This is a genomic window from Rhodanobacter sp. TND4EL1, assembly GCF_054061035.1.
In genome coordinates this window covers 269,295-283,450 of sequence record NZ_JBSSDT010000002.1, presented here as the reverse complement: position 1 = coordinate 283,450, position 14,156 = coordinate 269,295, and the positions used below count along the sequence as shown (strand labels likewise).

The 14,156-nt window shown below is 66.6% G+C and carries 13 protein-coding genes and 1 tRNA gene; 6 read left to right on the top strand and 8 right to left on the bottom strand.

The window, feature by feature from the left end; translation table 11 throughout:
* Positions 1 to 10 precede the first annotated feature (10 nt).
* From ACVWWQ_RS07945 to ACVWWQ_RS07935, 3 genes are all read right to left on the bottom strand, one after another.
* On the bottom strand, positions 11 to 460 hold the full coding sequence (locus ACVWWQ_RS07945) for a putative ATP-dependent zinc protease (RefSeq protein WP_099652722.1): 450 nt from the start codon (positions 458 to 460) through the stop codon (positions 11 to 13).
* A gap of 39 nt (positions 461 to 499) precedes the next feature.
* Positions 500 to 573: transfer RNA gene (locus ACVWWQ_RS07940), tRNA-Gly, on the bottom strand.
* A 319-nt stretch (positions 574 to 892) separates the two neighbouring features.
* On the bottom strand, positions 893 to 1,249 hold the full coding sequence (locus ACVWWQ_RS07935; protein WP_099652723.1) for a Rieske (2Fe-2S) protein: 357 nt from the start codon (positions 1,247 to 1,249) through the stop codon (positions 893 to 895).
* A gap of 78 nt (positions 1,250 to 1,327) precedes the next feature.
* Here ACVWWQ_RS07935 and ACVWWQ_RS07930 point away from each other — a divergent pair, with 78 nt between their 5' ends.
* The 6 genes from ACVWWQ_RS07930 to ACVWWQ_RS07905 all read left to right on the top strand — a co-directional run bounded on the left by ACVWWQ_RS07930 (position 1,328) and on the right by ACVWWQ_RS07905 (position 6,884).
* A complete protein-coding gene (locus tag ACVWWQ_RS07930; RefSeq protein WP_133948267.1) occupies positions 1,328 to 1,600 on the top strand; it encodes a hypothetical protein in 273 nt (90 codons plus the stop codon).
* A 68-nt stretch (positions 1,601 to 1,668) separates the two neighbouring features.
* Positions 1,669 to 2,604 (top strand): drug/metabolite exporter YedA, encoded by a 936-nt coding sequence (gene yedA, locus ACVWWQ_RS07925; protein WP_133948269.1) that lies wholly within the window; start codon positions 1,669 to 1,671, stop codon positions 2,602 to 2,604.
* 98 nt (positions 2,605 to 2,702) lie between these two features.
* A complete protein-coding gene (locus ACVWWQ_RS07920) occupies positions 2,703 to 4,091 on the top strand; it encodes a TIGR00366 family protein (protein WP_133949323.1) in 1,389 nt (462 codons plus the stop codon).
* A 59-nt stretch (positions 4,092 to 4,150) separates the two neighbouring features.
* The gene (locus ACVWWQ_RS07915) at positions 4,151 to 4,837 is read left to right on the top strand and encodes a fumarylacetoacetate hydrolase family protein (RefSeq protein ID WP_133948271.1); all 687 of its coding nucleotides are present in this window, start codon (positions 4,151 to 4,153) and stop codon (positions 4,835 to 4,837) included.
* A 74-nt stretch (positions 4,838 to 4,911) separates the two neighbouring features.
* Positions 4,912 to 5,322, top strand: a complete 411-nt coding sequence (gene mscL / locus ACVWWQ_RS07910) for a large-conductance mechanosensitive channel protein MscL (protein WP_099652727.1) — start codon at positions 4,912 to 4,914, stop codon at positions 5,320 to 5,322.
* 125 nt (positions 5,323 to 5,447) lie between these two features.
* A complete protein-coding gene (locus ACVWWQ_RS07905) occupies positions 5,448 to 6,884 on the top strand; it encodes a M20/M25/M40 family metallo-hydrolase (protein WP_133948273.1) in 1,437 nt (478 codons plus the stop codon).
* Between the two features lie 52 nt (positions 6,885 to 6,936).
* Here ACVWWQ_RS07905 and ACVWWQ_RS07900 read toward each other — a convergent pair whose 3' ends face one another.
* The 5 genes from ACVWWQ_RS07900 to ACVWWQ_RS07880 all read right to left on the bottom strand — a co-directional run bounded on the left by ACVWWQ_RS07900 (position 6,937) and on the right by ACVWWQ_RS07880 (position 14,152).
* Positions 6,937 to 7,326 (bottom strand): hypothetical protein, encoded by a 390-nt coding sequence (locus tag ACVWWQ_RS07900; protein ID WP_133948275.1) that lies wholly within the window; start codon positions 7,324 to 7,326, stop codon positions 6,937 to 6,939.
* A gap of 95 nt (positions 7,327 to 7,421) precedes the next feature.
* On the bottom strand, positions 7,422 to 8,606 hold the full coding sequence (locus ACVWWQ_RS07895) for a Wadjet anti-phage system protein JetD domain-containing protein (protein ID WP_133948277.1): 1,185 nt from the start codon (positions 8,604 to 8,606) through the stop codon (positions 7,422 to 7,424).
* The gene (locus ACVWWQ_RS07890; protein ID WP_133948278.1) at positions 8,603 to 12,034 is read right to left on the bottom strand and encodes an SbcC/MukB-like Walker B domain-containing protein; all 3,432 of its coding nucleotides are present in this window, start codon (positions 12,032 to 12,034) and stop codon (positions 8,603 to 8,605) included. The genes ACVWWQ_RS07895 and ACVWWQ_RS07890 overlap by 4 nt, the downstream gene beginning before the upstream one ends.
* Entirely contained in the window at positions 12,021 to 12,674 is a 654-nt protein-coding gene (locus ACVWWQ_RS07885) for a DUF4194 domain-containing protein (protein WP_133948281.1), read from the bottom strand. Before ACVWWQ_RS07885 ends, ACVWWQ_RS07890 begins: the two co-directional genes overlap by 14 nt.
* Positions 12,671 to 14,152 (bottom strand): Wadjet anti-phage system protein JetA family protein, encoded by a 1,482-nt coding sequence (locus tag ACVWWQ_RS07880; RefSeq protein WP_133948283.1) that lies wholly within the window; start codon positions 14,150 to 14,152, stop codon positions 12,671 to 12,673. Before ACVWWQ_RS07880 ends, ACVWWQ_RS07885 begins: the two co-directional genes overlap by 4 nt.
* Between the last annotated feature and the right edge of the window lie 4 nt (positions 14,153 to 14,156).

Here is a 14,156-nt window from a genome sequence, read left to right as displayed (position 1 = left end):
CAGGCCGTCATCAGGATTCCGCTGCCGTCATCGACGGCCGGGGCTGGGTGTAGGAAAGCGCCGGATCCACCGCAATGCGCCCGCTCAGCGCGCTGCGGCCCAGCAACATCGGAAACAGCATATGCCGACGATCAGTCAGGTTGATGTCGATCTCGAATCGCTGGCCTGCCAGTTCTACCGCAGTACGAATGAACCAGCGCTCAGTACGGCGTCCGCCGGTATCGGTCACCGCGCGTCGGTCCAGCGCCGGTGCCTCGCAGTGGATCTCCAGCGGTTGCCGACGCCTCACATGCAGGCTGAAACGCAACCAGGTATCGCCGTCGCGCTGAAAGGTGTCGAGCGTATCCACATGCAGCGAACTGCTGCGCGCGCCCGTATCAAGCTTCGCCTTGAGCATGTGAATGCCCAGCTGCGGCAATGCCAGCCGCTCCCGCCAGCCCAGGGTAATCAGATCCGCCATGTGGGTTGTGGGAAGCTCGGGGATCGATGCGGCGGGAAGTGGAGCGGGTGAAGGGAATCGAACCCTCGTCAGTAGCTTGGGAAGCTACAGCTCTACCATTGAGCTACACCCGCGTTGGCCGGCGGATGGTAACCCGGGATTCGCGTGCTTGGAAAGCTGGCCACGCGAATGCCGCCTGTCCCCTGCTCGCAGCGAAGCGACCTGCGTTCGCGACGCACCTCGAGCGATGCCTTGTCGTGTCCCGCCGCAGCGTTACGAAGCCACGCAGCGGTCGGCACCAACGCGCCCGCAGGCATCGAATCTGCAACACCGTGCTTAACAACCCGCCGAACGAAGGCACGGCGCGCGGTCGAGGTGGAACAACCAGAACCGAAGCCGGCATTCCATGCGTCAGATCCCAAGACCCGGATCGTGCCGACGCCACTGCCGAACTCAGGCCAGGATCACGTCGCCCGCGTTTACCTGCACGGTCACGGAACGCAAGTGTTCACCGCGGCACGGCCCGGCAACACACAAACCGCTGCCCTGGTTGAAGGTGGCGCCGTGCACGGCGCAGATCAGCGTGTCGTTCTTCAGCAGAAATTTCCCCGGGGCGTAGTCGAGGCGGCGCCCCGCGTGCGGACAGACGTTGAGATAGCCCCGCACCTGGTCGCCATGGCGCAGCAGGATCACACTTTCCTCGCCGTCGGACAGGGTTGCATCCACCGCCGTGGCGCCGCCATCGGGGATGTCATCGAGCCGGCACAACGCCACTGGCTGCGACAATTCGGCGGGATTGGATGTATCCATCGGCACTTGTCTCGGGGGGGCAGATGGCCCCATGGTGTTCGCGTAAGTCGTTGATTTTAACACACGGATTTTTAACACATGTACTTTGCCTTGCCTTCCATGCGTCGTCCCCGCAACCCGCTGGCCCGCGCCTTGTCGCTGGTGCTGGGGATGGCCCTGCTGGGTCTGCTGCTGGTGTTCGGACTGGTGGTGGCTGGCGTGTTGCTGGTCGGCGGCATCGTGCTGCTGGCCGTGCGCCATTGGAAACTCGGCCGCGCCCCGGCAAAGCTGAAGTCGGCCGGCAAGGCGCAACCGGCCGTGCTGGAAGGCGAGTTCGTGGTGGTTCGTCAGGGGCGCCCCGTCCCCCACTAAAGCCATCCGGCAGGGGCGCAAGCAGGCGCAGGGATGGATAATGCGCCGTCCCCACACGATCCGCCCCCATGTCTGACATCCCTGCCGCCGACGCGGCCGCGCCGCCGCGCCGCCTGAGCGATCCCCGTTTCCTGATTCCCCTGTCGCTGTTGACGCTGTACGTGATCTGGGGCTCGACGTATCTGGGCATCCATTTCGCGCTGGAAAGCTACCCGCCGTTCCTGTTGGCGGGTATCCGTTTCCTGGGTGCCGGCATCGCACTTTACGGTTTCCTGCGCTGGCGCGGCCTGGCGCCGCCCACACCACTGCAGTGGCGCAATGCCGGGTTCACCGGCTTGCTTCTGCTGGGACTGGGCAATGGTCTGGTGTGCTTTGCCGAAGAGCGGGTCAGCTCGGGCATCGCCGCGGTGGCAGTAGCAAGCATGCCGCTGTTTGCGGCGCTTTTCACCGGCATGTATGGGCAATGGCCCAACCGGCGTGAAAGCGCGGGGCTGGTCATCGGCTTCGCTGGCGTGATCGTGCTGAACCTTGGCAGCAGCCTTTCCGGCTCGCGGCTCGGTGCGCTGGCCTTGCTGGTCGCGGCCATGTGCTGGGCGTTCGGCTCGGCCTGGAGTCGACGGCGCGACATGCCGCAAGGGCCGATGAACACCGCCGCGCAAATGCTGACTGCCAGCGTCGCATTGCTGGTGTTCGGCTTCGTCAGTGGTGAACGCCTGCCCGCCCATCCCACCTTGCACGCCACGCTGGCGCTTGTCTATCTGGGCATCTTCGGCTCGATCGTCGCATTCAGCGCCTATCTTTATGTGCTCAAGCATGCGCGGCCGGCGCTGGCCACCAGCTATGCGTATGTCAACCCACCCGTCGCCGTGTTGCTGGGCATTCTTCTGGCCGGCGAGCATCTCGGGCCCTATGACTTGCTGGGCATGGCGATCATTCTGGGCGGTTTGGTGGTGATCACGCTGGCCAGGCAGAAGCGGCCCGTGGTGAGCGCAACGTCCGTCTGAGCCAACACCTGTCTGCGCGCTTGCCCCGACTGCGTCGGCGCGTGAGGATGCATGACTTGCGGAGGGAGCACGGCATGAGTGCAGGACAGGATGGCTGGATGGCGCGCGCCGCCTTACGCAGCGCAGCGTGGTCGGAACGCTGGTTTCCCGATGCGTGGGTGTTCGCCGCGCTGGGCGTGGTGCTGGTGGCGCTGGCGGCGTTCGCATTTGGTGCGACGCCGGTGGCGGCAGCGGACGCCTTCGGCAGCGGTTTCTGGAGTCTGATTCCGTTCACCATGCAGATGGCGTTCGTGGTGATCGGCGGCTACGTGCTGGCCACCGCGCCGGTGGTCGCGCGTTTCATCGACGTGCTGGCGCGGGCGCCGCGCAGCGGGCGCGGCGCGATTGTCTACGTCGCGCTGATCAGCATGCTGGCGTCGTTGCTGAGCTGGGGTTTTTCACTGGTGTTCGGTGGACTGCTGGTCCGTGCGCTGGCACGACGCGGCGATCTGCGCATGGATTATCGCGCAGCCGGTGCGGCGGCCTATCTCGGCCTGGGAGCGATCTGGGCGATGGGCCTGTCATCTTCGGCCGCGCAATTGCAGGCCAACCCCGCCAGCATGCCGCCGGGGCTGCTGGCGATCACCGGCGTGCTGCCTTTCAGCCAGACGATTTTCCTGTGGCAGTCGATCGTGCTGACGGCCGTGCTGATCGCGGCATCCCTGCTGATCTGCTGGTTCACCGCACCGTCGGATGCGAACGCGCGCACGGCGCGGGATTTCGACGTCACCGAAAGCGCGACACCGGCGCTGCCACCGCGCACGCGTCCGGGCGAATGGCTGGAATACAGCCCGCTGCTTTCGCTGGCGATCGGCCTGCTGGGATTGGTTTGGCTCGGCCACGAGTTCGCCAGCAAACCGGCGATCACGGCCATCGCCAACCTCAACACCTACAACTTTCTGTTTCTGACGCTGGGCATCGTGTTGCACTGGCGCCCGCGCAGTTTTCTCGACGCCGTGCATCGCGCGGTGCCGAGCACGGCCGGCGTGTTGATCCAGTTTCCGCTGTACGGCGGTATTGCCGCCTTGCTCACCCAAGTACCCGGCCGCGGCGGCGCGACTCTGGCGCACCGGCTGTCCGACTTGTTCGTGCACGTCGCCGGCACGGAGAGCTTTCCCGCGGTGATGGGCGCCTACTCCGCCATCCTGGGTTTCTTCGTGCCTTCCGGGGGCGGCAAGTGGCTGGTCGAGGCGCCGTACGTGATGCAGGCCGCGAACGACCTGCACGTGCACCTGGGCTGGGCCGTGCAGGTCTACAACGCGGCCGAGGCACTGCCCAACCTGATCAATCCGTTCTGGATGCTGCCGCTTCTGGGTGTGCTCGGGTTGCGGGCACGGGACGTGGTCGGCTACACCTTCATGCAGCTGCTGGTGCATGTTCCGCTGGTGCTGGGCATGCTTTGGTTGTTGGGATTGACGCTCACTTATGTGCCGCCAGTGATGCCGTGACACCGATCACCGGTACCTGCCGCGCCACGCACCCTGTCCGGGTTTGCTACGCTACGAAGATGACCTACGCCATCGACCCACCCGCCACGCCCAGCCTGCCGATCATCGGTTCCGACCTGCGCTTCCCGGTCCGCCGGGTGTTCTGCATCGGCCGCAATTACGCCGAGCACGCCCGGGAAATGGGCGCCAGCGTGGACAAGTCCGCGCCGATGTTTTTTTGCAAGCCGTCCGATGCCGTTGTGGCCGACGGCGCCGACGTGCCTTACCCCTCGGCCACGGCAGAGCTGCATCATGAGGTCGAAATGGTCGTGGCGCTTGCCGCAGGGGGCAGCAGCATCGCTCCGGAACAGGCCCAGGCACTGATTTTCGGCTACGGCGTGGGGCTGGATTTGACCCGACGCGACCTGCAGGCGCAGGCCAAGGCCAAAGGCCACCCGTGGGACGTGGCCAAGGCGTTTGACCATTCCGCGCCGGTGTCCGCCTTGCGTCGTGCCAGTGAAGTCACCCTCGCTGCCGACGCCGAATTGCGGCTCGAGGTGAACGGTGAGCTGCGCCAACAGGCGTGCCTCGGCGAGATGGTGCACGACGTGCCGCATATCATCGCTGCGCTTTCCCGCTTGTTCGAGCTGAAAGCCGGCGACCTGATCTTCACTGGCACGCCCGCGGGAGTCGCGGCACTGGGGCGCGGCGACCGCTTCCACGCCGAGCTGGTCGGGGTGGCAGAACTGGATGGTCGCGTCGGCTGATCATCCGCAGGATCTTCCGCCCTTTGTTGCGCTACATTTGCCAAGCCAACCGGCCTTCCAATGGAGCATCAACAATGAGCATGATCGGCGAATTCAAAGCTTTTGCCATGCGTGGCAACGTGATCGATCTGGCCGTGGGCGTGGTCATCGGCGGAGCCTTTGGCAAGATCGTGACCTCTCTGGTTGACCAGATCATCATGCCGCCGATCGGCCTGCTCACCGGCGGCGTCGATTTCAGCAAACTGAAATGGGTTCTGAAACCGGCTGACAACACCGACCCGGCGCACAAGATCGCCGAGGTCGCCATCCAGTATGGCGCCTTCATCAACACCCTGATCCAGTTCATCATCATCGCGTTCGCGATCTTCATGGTGGTGAAGGCGATCAACCGCCTCAGCCGCAAGCAGGAAGCGGCCCCTGCCGCACCGCCAGCCGACGTGGCGCTGCTCACCGAGATCCGCGACTTGCTGAAGAACAAACCGTAACACCGTCTTTCCGCGGGGCGGCCGGCGCCGCCCCGCGAGGCTGGCGCGGCATGACCCATGACTTCTGGCCTAAGCGCCACCTGACGACGCCGCCATAATCGGGGTTTCCTCCGCGGAGTTCCCCGATGCGCCGTCTCCCCCTTACCCTGCTCGCCGCCAGTCTGTTGCTGGCCAGCGGCATCGCCAGCGCTGCCAACACCACGATTCCCGCTGCAGCCGTAAAGACGGCTGAACAGTTGCGTGACAAGGCGATGCACGACGACACCGCGTACCGCATCACCGCATCACTGACCACCGAGGTCGGCCCGCGCATGGCCGGCAGCGAAGCGGACCAGCGCGCCCGCGATTGGGCCGTGGCCAAGTTCAAGGCACTGGGCTACGACAAGGTCTATACCGAGGCGGTGACGTACCCGCTATGGGTACGACGCAGCGAACACGGTGCCATCGTGGCTCCGTTTTCCCAGCCGCTGGTGTTGACCGCGCTGGGCTATTCGGCCGGCACGCCGAAAGGCGGACTGACTGCCGAAGTGGTGAAGTTCGACACCCTGGCTGCCCTGAAGGCGGCCGATCCGGCCAGCATCAAGGGCAAGATCGTCTACGTCGGCTACCGCATGGAGCGTGCGAAAGACGGCCACGGCTACGGCATGGGCTCTGCCGTGCGTACCGCGGGTGCCGTGATCGCCCAGACCAAGGGCGCCGCCGGCTACCTGCTGCGCTCGGCCGGCACCGACGCGCACCAGCGCATTGCGCATACCGGCGTCACCGGCTTCGAGGACCCGGCCAAGGCGATCCCGGCCGCCGCCCTGTCCAATCCCGACGCCGATCAACTGGAACGCGTACTGGCGTACGGCAAACCGGTCACCATCAAGCTCGACCTGAACTGCGGCGTGGTCGGCGAATACACCGGCGCCAACGTGATCGGCGAAATCACCGGGCGCAAGCATCCCGACCAGGTGGTGGCGATCGGCGGTCACCTGGATTCATGGGATCCGGGCACCGGCGCGATCGACGACGGCGCCGGCGTGGCGATCGCGATGGCCGCGGGCAAGCTGATCCGCGACCTGCCGCAACGGCCCGACCGCACGATCCGGGTGATCGCGTTCGCCAACGAGGAAATGGGTCTGTGGGGTGGTCGCGCCTATGCCGAGAAACACGCCGGCGAAGTGGCGAAGTTCCAGCTCGGCACCGAGTCCGACTTCGGCGCCGGCAGGATCTGGCGCATGAGCGCCAGCGTGAAACCCGAGGCGCGCGACGCGATCGGCCAGATCGCCAAGGTGCTGGCGCCGGTCGGCGTGGCCTATGACGCCAGCCGCCCGGGCGGCGGCGGCTCGGATCTGTCGCGGATGCATGCCAAGGGCATGGCCGCGTTGTCATTGACCCAGGACGGCACCAAGTATTTCGACTGGCACCACACCGCCAACGACACGCTGGACAAGATCGATCCGGCCGAACTGGCGCAGAACGTGGCCGTCTACGCCGCGTTCTCCTACATGGCCGCGCAGGCCAACGGCGACTTCGGCTCGGCCGCTGGGGCGTTCGCGAACGACGGCGCCGGCGAGTAAGCCCGACAGGCGGCCCCTGCCTGCACCGCCGCAGGAGGGGGCCGCGATGGACTTATTTCGCGTAATACGCCCCCGAGGCCACCAGCGGCTCGGGAATGCAGAACGCCTTCATTCGTACCGCAATCGCGATCGGCACCAGTACCTGCTTTTCCACGCCTCCCACGCTGGCGCACGACGCATCTGCCGGGAGCTGGTAGTGGATGATGCGCACGGTGTATTGCGGACAGACATCCGAGCACGGATGATCGGCCACCACGGGTACGCCGTGATAGCTGCCGAAAGGCACCGTGGTGTGCATCAGGCTGGCCTTGTCCCACGGCTTGGCGGCACGCGCCTGCAGCGCGGCGGCATCGAGCTGGGCAGACTCGTCAGCGCGGACGGCACAGCCGGCACTGGCGAGCAGGAAAAACGCGGCTGTGGCGAAAGTCGTGATGCGTGACATGGCGCGGCTCCGTTGACGGGTGCAGCGACCCTAACCCAAGCGGCGCAAGGTTGCCGTGCACGTGCCCGCGTCATGCACTCGAGCGCCCGAGCGACTCAGCCGGGCAGCAGCGGATCCAGCGATTCCTGCTCCAGTTGCAGCGGTTGAGCCTGCAACTGGGCGGCGAGTTCGTCCCAGCCTGAACGCACGGCCCAGCGCGTCATCGCGGCGAGTGAAGATGGCACCGGTGTCCTGGCACGTTTCGCGATGTGGTGAGGAATGTCGGCCGGCGACATCATCCATGCCTGCAGAAGGCGTCGCGAGGTCAGGGCCGTGGTAGCCAGCACCGCGGCGATGCGGAAACCGCCCTCGTCGATATCGCCCCAATGATAAACCGGCGTTGTCGCCGGCAGGCTAGACAGAATGCTGGCGTAGGCGGCGCGCCACGCCGGCGAGGGCATGCCGCCGGTGTACAGCAGCAGGACCGATTCGGCACCGGGGGCGCGTGCCGCGTCGTGGAAGCTGGCCAGGTTCTCGATGCTCAGCAGGCAGCGCGCCGGGGTCGCCACCGCGCGCACCGATTCGACCGGCAAACCCAGATAGGGCCGCACCAGCGGCAAGGTGGCGTCGGCCAGTTCCACCGAACCGGGACCCGCCAGCAGCATCGGTTGCGGCTCGCGGCGCAGGCCGATCGCGGACCACACCTCGTCCTTCGCCAGGCCGCTGGCGGCCAGCTCACCGGTGACCAGCAGATCCAGCCAGGTGGTCAGTTTCTCCAGCCGCTTGCTGTCGCCGAACAGCCGCACGCTCTCGCGACGCAGGATGCGCTCGTGGCCGGCATCGTCAGCACGCGCGGAAACGGCAATCGCCGCACAGGCCAGGTCGGCGGCGGCTTCGCTACCGCAGCCGCGCACCTTGCGCCCGCTTCGCCAGGCATCGAGCACCTCGGCCATGACCGGAAAGCGCGAGGACCACGCATCCAGCTGCTGTTCGGCCTCGGCCACGCGCTGGCCCAGCAAGGGCACGCCAAGATGCCGGGCCAGCGCGCCGGGATCCACCACGGTCAGCCGCAACAGCCGTGAGCCGTCACCGCTGCGGGCCTCGCGCTGCGCGCTGATCGCGCCGTCGCGCTCGGCCAGTATCACGGCGGCGTGAAAGGTTTCCAGTTCGATCAGCGAACGCAAGGCGGTGTACTCGGCGGCACTGCCCATCGGCAGCGAGACGTGTTCGTCGGCACCGCGCAAACGCGCGCTTTCGGCGCGACGCAGCAGGCGTTCGAGCATGGCCCTGGCCTCACTCATGGGATCGATTGCTCGCGGGCGATGTGCGCGGCCTCGTCGACTAGCAGCTCCGGGTGCAGGTCGAACTGGTCGCTGAGCAGCAGCTCGCGCGCCGCCGATTTGACCTCGATGCGTTCGGCCTGCAGCAGGTCGCCGTCGCGGAACAATTCGATATAGCTTTCCAGTACGCCACTCAAGGTGCCTTGCGCGGTATCCGGTGCAGCCAGCACCAGTTGCAGGCCGAGCGAGCGCAGATAGTCGACAACGGCACGGGCATTCTGCGCGTCGATCTTGTCGCCGAATTCGTCCAGCAGGATCAGGCCGATGCCGCCGGGATACGCGTCACTCTTGCCGTACGCCGCTGCCAGCGCGGCACCGGCAATCACGTACAAGGGTGCGCGGTGCTCACCGCCGGAGCCGGAGCGCATGCGCTCACTGAGCGTGCCGACCACGCGTTCGTCCTGACGGATCTGCACTTCGAACCGGAAGAACCGGCGGTAGTCGTCCAGCGGCGAGGCGTTGCCGCGGGTGGTGGCGTTGTCCTCGATCAGTTCACGGAAGGCCGACGGTACTTCGCCGGCACTGCCGAACAGATTGTCTTCGCCGCCGACGTCGGCCGCACGCTGGATGAAGCGATGCAGCTCGCGGTACTCCGGCGCCACCTCGTAATGGAACTGGTAGCGCTCGTTGTTGGAAAACGCCGGACTGCCGCGCAAGGTGCGGTTGAGCGTGTTGATCTGGTACTTGAGCTTGCTGAAGTTGTCGTACAGGGTCGAGGCGACGTTGGCGCGAAAGGTTTCCACCGCGGTGCCATAGGCCTGATCGGCCTCGCCCTGGTAGTTGGCCAGTTCGGTGTCGCGCAGATAGCGCAGCTCTTTCTGCAGCAATGCGCGCGCCGGACGCCATTGGTCGGACATGAATTCGACTGTCACGCCATAGTCCTTCGCATACTGCGCCAATCCGCTCCAGGCTTCGGGCAGCAGGCTGCGCAGGCGGGCATCGCTTTCTCCGGCACGCTCGGCGCAGCGTTTGCCACGCTCTTCCAGCTCGGGGAATTTCGCATCGAGCTCATCGCGCTGGCGCTCGACGCGCGCGTTGTCGACGTCGTCATCGCGGAAGGCCTCGACGGCGCGCTGCGCCACGATCGCCTCCTGCGCACGCAAGCCGTCGAGCAGACGTACGGCGTCGTCGACCGCACGTGCCGCCAGCGCCTCTTCGCCGATCAGTCGATTGCCCTTCTTGCGCCATTCGAGCATGCGCTCATGCAGCTCACGCACCTGTTCGGCCAGACGCAGCAAATCAGGGTTGAGCGCGGCTTCGCGATCGTCCAGTACCGCGCGATAACGCTGGGCGATCTGGCGATGTTCCAGCACGCGATCGTGCAGCAACTGCGCCGGTTCGTCGGGATCGCTCAATCGTGCCAGCCCGCGCTGGCAGGCTTCGGCGCGGCGCAGTTCCGGCTCGAGCTGGCGCACGTCGCGCTCGGCGACCTCGATGTCTTCGCGCAACACGCGTTGGCGCGCGCGATTGTCGGTGGCGCCGATCTTGAGCTCCGCCGCGGCCGGCAGGCGCAGCCGTTCGATGCTGCCGCCCTTGGCCAGCAGGCCGTCACGGGTCAAACCCTGGCGGCTGCGGATCAGCTCGGCCTCGGTCTCCACGCAACGCAACTCGCCGAGCTGGCGACGCAGGAAGGCGAGTGCATCGGCGTTGTCGCCATCGAGCAAGGCGGCCACGCTGCCTGCGGCGGGCCGCTCGGCGCCGCGACTGCTGCGCGCCTGGCTGCTCAGCGCCAGCTTTACGCCGTAGACGCTGCGACCACCTTGCAGCGAGCGATACAACCTGGTGGCGCGCTCTTCGTCGGCGGCGCCAATCAACAAGGCTTCGACGTTGCTGCGCAGGTAGGCCTCGATCACCGGCTGCCACGCCACATCCTTTACCTGCACCAGATCGCAGACCGGCTGCGCCTCGATGCCCTCGTCGCGCAGGTAGCTCATCAGCCGCACCGCGTCCGCATTCAACTCGGCCTGCCCCGCGGCCAGCCGCTTCTGGTTCTGGCGCGCCGCATGCAGCCGGGCCTGGGCATTGTCGAAGGCGACATGCAGTTGCCGCGCGTGACCGTCCGCGGCATCGATCAACGGCCGCGCCGCCGCCAGCACCTGCCGGGCCTGCGCGTGCAGCGAGGCGGCATCCCACGGCAAATCCGCGTCATCAGGCAACCCGGCCAGGGTGTCGTACCAGCCCTGCCATGCGCCTTGGGCGTGATTCAGTGCGGCGGCGTCCACGTTGGGCAGGCCGAGCTTGCCCAACGTCAGAAACGACTCGCGCACGGCATGGATCTCGCGCAGCAACTCCTTTTTCAGCCGGGCCAGATCGTTGTGATCGCGCCCGGCCAGCTCGTCGATCTGGGCCTGCTCGCCATAGCCCTGGCTGCCCTGCAGGCGCGCGCTGGCCTGCTGGTGCGCATCCTCGGCCGACTGCTGTTCGACGGTGGCCACCTGCAGGGCGCGCCGCGTATTGGCCAGTTGGTCGGCTGCCTCCTCGCCGGCCTTCTCGGCCTGGTCGACCTGCTCGGCCAGCAGATCGCGCGCGTATTCGGCGGCAAGCGCCCGATACGAAGCCGCCCGCGCGGCCTGGGTGGCGATCTTGCCGTATTGCTGCTCGACGCCTTCAGCCGCGCCGATGCGCTCAACCACCTGGGCGATCTTCTCCTTCAGCTGGCGGAACGATTCCAGCAAACCGCGGAAACGGGCGATGTCGGTGGGTCGATCCTCGGCCACCAGGGTGCGTACGAACAGGTCCACGTCCTCGACCCGTTGCAGGTTGAGCGCGTTCTGGAACGCCTTGCGATAGGCCGCGACATCCGGATGCGCGGTAGGCGCGGCGCGCAGGCGAAACAGCAGGTCCTTGACGAAGCGCTCGCTGGTCGGATGCAGCTCCAGCTTGCTGCCGGCGTCGCGGCACTGCCGCACCGCCAGTTCGCGGAATGCCGCCCACTCCAGCGGCAACTCGCGTCCCTTGCTGCGCTCCAGGTGATCTTCCAGCTCCAGTGCCACGCCGGGGAGTACGTACTGGCCGTACAGACGGTGATCCGGCTCGTCGGCGGAGGCGCCCAGCGCGATGCCGGCAGTCAACGGCACGCCCGTGTCCTGATCGCGGAACACCAGGCTGATGTAGGTGGTGGCGGTGCGCCGCTTGCGACCTTCCTCACCACTGCGGAACACGCCCAGGCAGTAATCCCGAATGCTGCGCGCACGGGCGCTGCCGCCGGCTTGCGCGTTGAAGCGGATGCGGCTGCGATCGCCGCCCAGCAGCACGATCTGCAGCGCATCCAGCAAGGCGCTCTTGCCGGCGCCATTCGGCGCGATGATCGCGCTGGTCGCATCCAGCGTCAGGGTCTGCGCTTCGAACAGGAAGAACTGCACCAGGTGCACGCGCTCAAGCAGCTGCATCGTCGTCCTCCGCCAGATTCGTGTCGATGTCGTTGCCGTCCTCGTCAGACATGTCGTCGTCGCGGTTGTGCTGGTCCAGCCGCTGCAGCCATTGCTCGCCGACGATCTCGACGATAGCCGGGCGCACGCACAGGTGGAACGGCTGCGGGTCGTCGCCTTCGGTCTCGACCAGACGACACACGCCCCAGCGCTTGAGCGCGCGAATCAGGATGCGCAGCGCGCCGACTTCCGGCATGGCGCGACCGGCCAGCGCCGGATACGCCTCCTGCAAGTCCGGCAGTTCGAGCACGACCTCGCCCTGGTCCTCGATCTGTCCCTGGCGCATCGCCTCGTCATAGCGCTGGCGCAACATCAACAGCAGCAAGGTTTCGTCCAGCGTCACGGGCGTGCCCTCGCCATGCGTGGGCAGCGCCACGACGTAACGATAATGCGCGTTGCGTTCCAGCCGAATGCCCAGCGGCGCCAGCGCGGCAAGATAGTCCTCGAAGTGATCCTCGATCAGGTGATAGGCCGTGCGCGCGTTGCGGTCGCTGGCGTAGAGCACCTGCTCGGTCACCAGACGATAGGCCGCGCGCTCGAAATCCTGCACGGCATGCACCCCGTTGGACATCTGGCTGAGCGTGTTCCAGCTGCGTTTCATGCGGTTTTCCGAAGTCGTGTGATGGCAAAGCTTGGCGCGCGCAGGTAGCCGTTGTCGCCCGGTTCGCCAGCGTCCAGCAACTCGACACGAAAGCCGCGCAACAGCCGGCCGAGCGGATCCTCGCGGCGCAAGCCGCCGATGCGGCGACTGCGCAGGGCGAGGGTAAGCAGGGTCTGGTACGCGCGCAGATCCTCGATCGAGGCGATCGCCAGTTGGGTGGAATCGATGCGCCCCTCGGGTGGCAGATGACGGGCGACGTAACGGGCCATGTCCTCGGGCGTGACCAGGCGTGCGCGCTTCATTCGCCGCAGCAGGCTCAGCCGTGCCAGTTGTTCGGGCGTGGGCTGCTGCATGGCATTGGCGCTGCGCGGAATCGGCTGCGGCTTGCGGCGCGGCGGGCGCAGCTGTACATCGTCCATCAGCGTGCCCGGCGCCACCGGCAGACGCAGCGCGTCTTCCGGCGCCTGCAACACGCCGCGGCAGGCGCGGCGCAGCAGCACGTCGAGCTTTGCCGGTGCGCGCAGACGGTAGTCGAGAAACGCCAGCGCGCGACGATTGGCCTGGCGGATGTCGTCGTCCAGCCGCCCCAGGTATTCATCGATGCGATCAAGTTCGTGCAACCGCCGCAGGCTGCGCTGCAGGCGCAGCTCGGCGCGCTCGGCGTCGCCGCCGGTCAGGTGCTCGCGATACCAGCCAAGCATGGTCTCGTGCAGCGCCGTGCTTTCGACCTGCTGCGCCATCGACAGGATCGCGCTGCGTCGCGCCAGCGGATGGTCGGCCTTGTGCAGGTCGGCGTAGTCACCCACGAAAAAGCTGCTGACGTAGCGCTCGAACCACTGCCGCGCAAACTGCGCGGTGGTTTCCGCGCGACTCAGCTCGGGCATCAGGTCGCGCACTTTCAGGCTCATCGAGGACAGCGAGACCAGCAATCGGCGCGCCTGATCGGCGGCCTCGTCCAGTGCATCGCCGAACGCCTTGCCTTCGATCACCTGCTGCAACTGCAGCTCGATCGAACGCACCTTGGCCGAGACAAAGGTCGGGCCGTGCTCGGCAAATTCGACCAGGGTGGAGAGCAGTTGCGCTACCACCGGCATCATCGAGACCATCTCGCGCGCGCCTACGCGCTCCTGGCGCAGCCAGCCGGCGGAACGGAAGCGTTCGTGGATGGCATTGGCGCGATCCTGCAGCGACGCCGCGGGCGCATCGCCATCTTCATCCGCCGCGTCTTCATTCACCCATGGATCATCAGTGAGCAAATAGCGCTCGATCGCGGCGGTGATCTCGCGCCGCTGGAAACCGATGCTGGGCGGCAACGGCGCGTCCGGGCCGAAGAACTCGTCAAACAGACGGCACAACAATTCCCAGTAGCGCTCGCGGTTGGCACCGGCCAGCGGACCAAACAGGCCCGCGGGCACCACCGCGAACAGCGGCGGCGTCTCGGTGGTGGATCCGCGAAATTCTGTCCGGGAGATACTCATGCCC

Bases quoted from the DNA above. Each gene is read 5' to 3' on its own strand.
- ACVWWQ_RS07895 (WP_133948277.1), bottom strand. From the start codon at position 8,606: ATGAGTGAGGCCAGGGCCATGCTCGAACGCCTGCTGCGTCGCGCCGAA.
- ACVWWQ_RS07930 (WP_133948267.1), top strand. From the start codon at position 1,328: ATGTACTTTGCCTTGCCTTCCATGCGTCGTCCCCGCAACCCGCTGGCC.
- mscL (WP_099652727.1), top strand. From the start codon at position 4,912: ATGAGCATGATCGGCGAATTCAAAGCTTTTGCCATGCGTGGCAACGTG.
- ACVWWQ_RS07920 (WP_133949323.1), top strand. From the start codon at position 2,703: ATGGCGCGCGCCGCCTTACGCAGCGCAGCGTGGTCGGAACGCTGGTTT.
- ACVWWQ_RS07935 (WP_099652723.1), bottom strand. From the start codon at position 1,249: ATGGATACATCCAATCCCGCCGAATTGTCGCAGCCAGTGGCGTTGTGC.
- ACVWWQ_RS07915 (WP_133948271.1), top strand. From the start codon at position 4,151: ATGACCTACGCCATCGACCCACCCGCCACGCCCAGCCTGCCGATCATC.
- ACVWWQ_RS07885 (WP_133948281.1), bottom strand. From the start codon at position 12,674: ATGAAACGCAGCTGGAACACGCTCAGCCAGATGTCCAACGGGGTGCAT.
- ACVWWQ_RS07945 (WP_099652722.1), bottom strand. From the start codon at position 460: ATGGCGGATCTGATTACCCTGGGCTGGCGGGAGCGGCTGGCATTGCCG.
- ACVWWQ_RS07890 (WP_133948278.1), bottom strand. From the start codon at position 12,034: ATGCAGCTGCTTGAGCGCGTGCACCTGGTGCAGTTCTTCCTGTTCGAA.
- ACVWWQ_RS07905 (WP_133948273.1), top strand. From the start codon at position 5,448: ATGCGCCGTCTCCCCCTTACCCTGCTCGCCGCCAGTCTGTTGCTGGCC.
- yedA (WP_133948269.1), top strand. From the start codon at position 1,669: ATGTCTGACATCCCTGCCGCCGACGCGGCCGCGCCGCCGCGCCGCCTG.
- ACVWWQ_RS07880 (WP_133948283.1), bottom strand. From the start codon at position 14,152: ATGAGTATCTCCCGGACAGAATTTCGCGGATCCACCACCGAGACGCCG.
- ACVWWQ_RS07900 (WP_133948275.1), bottom strand. From the start codon at position 7,326: ATGTCACGCATCACGACTTTCGCCACAGCCGCGTTTTTCCTGCTCGCC.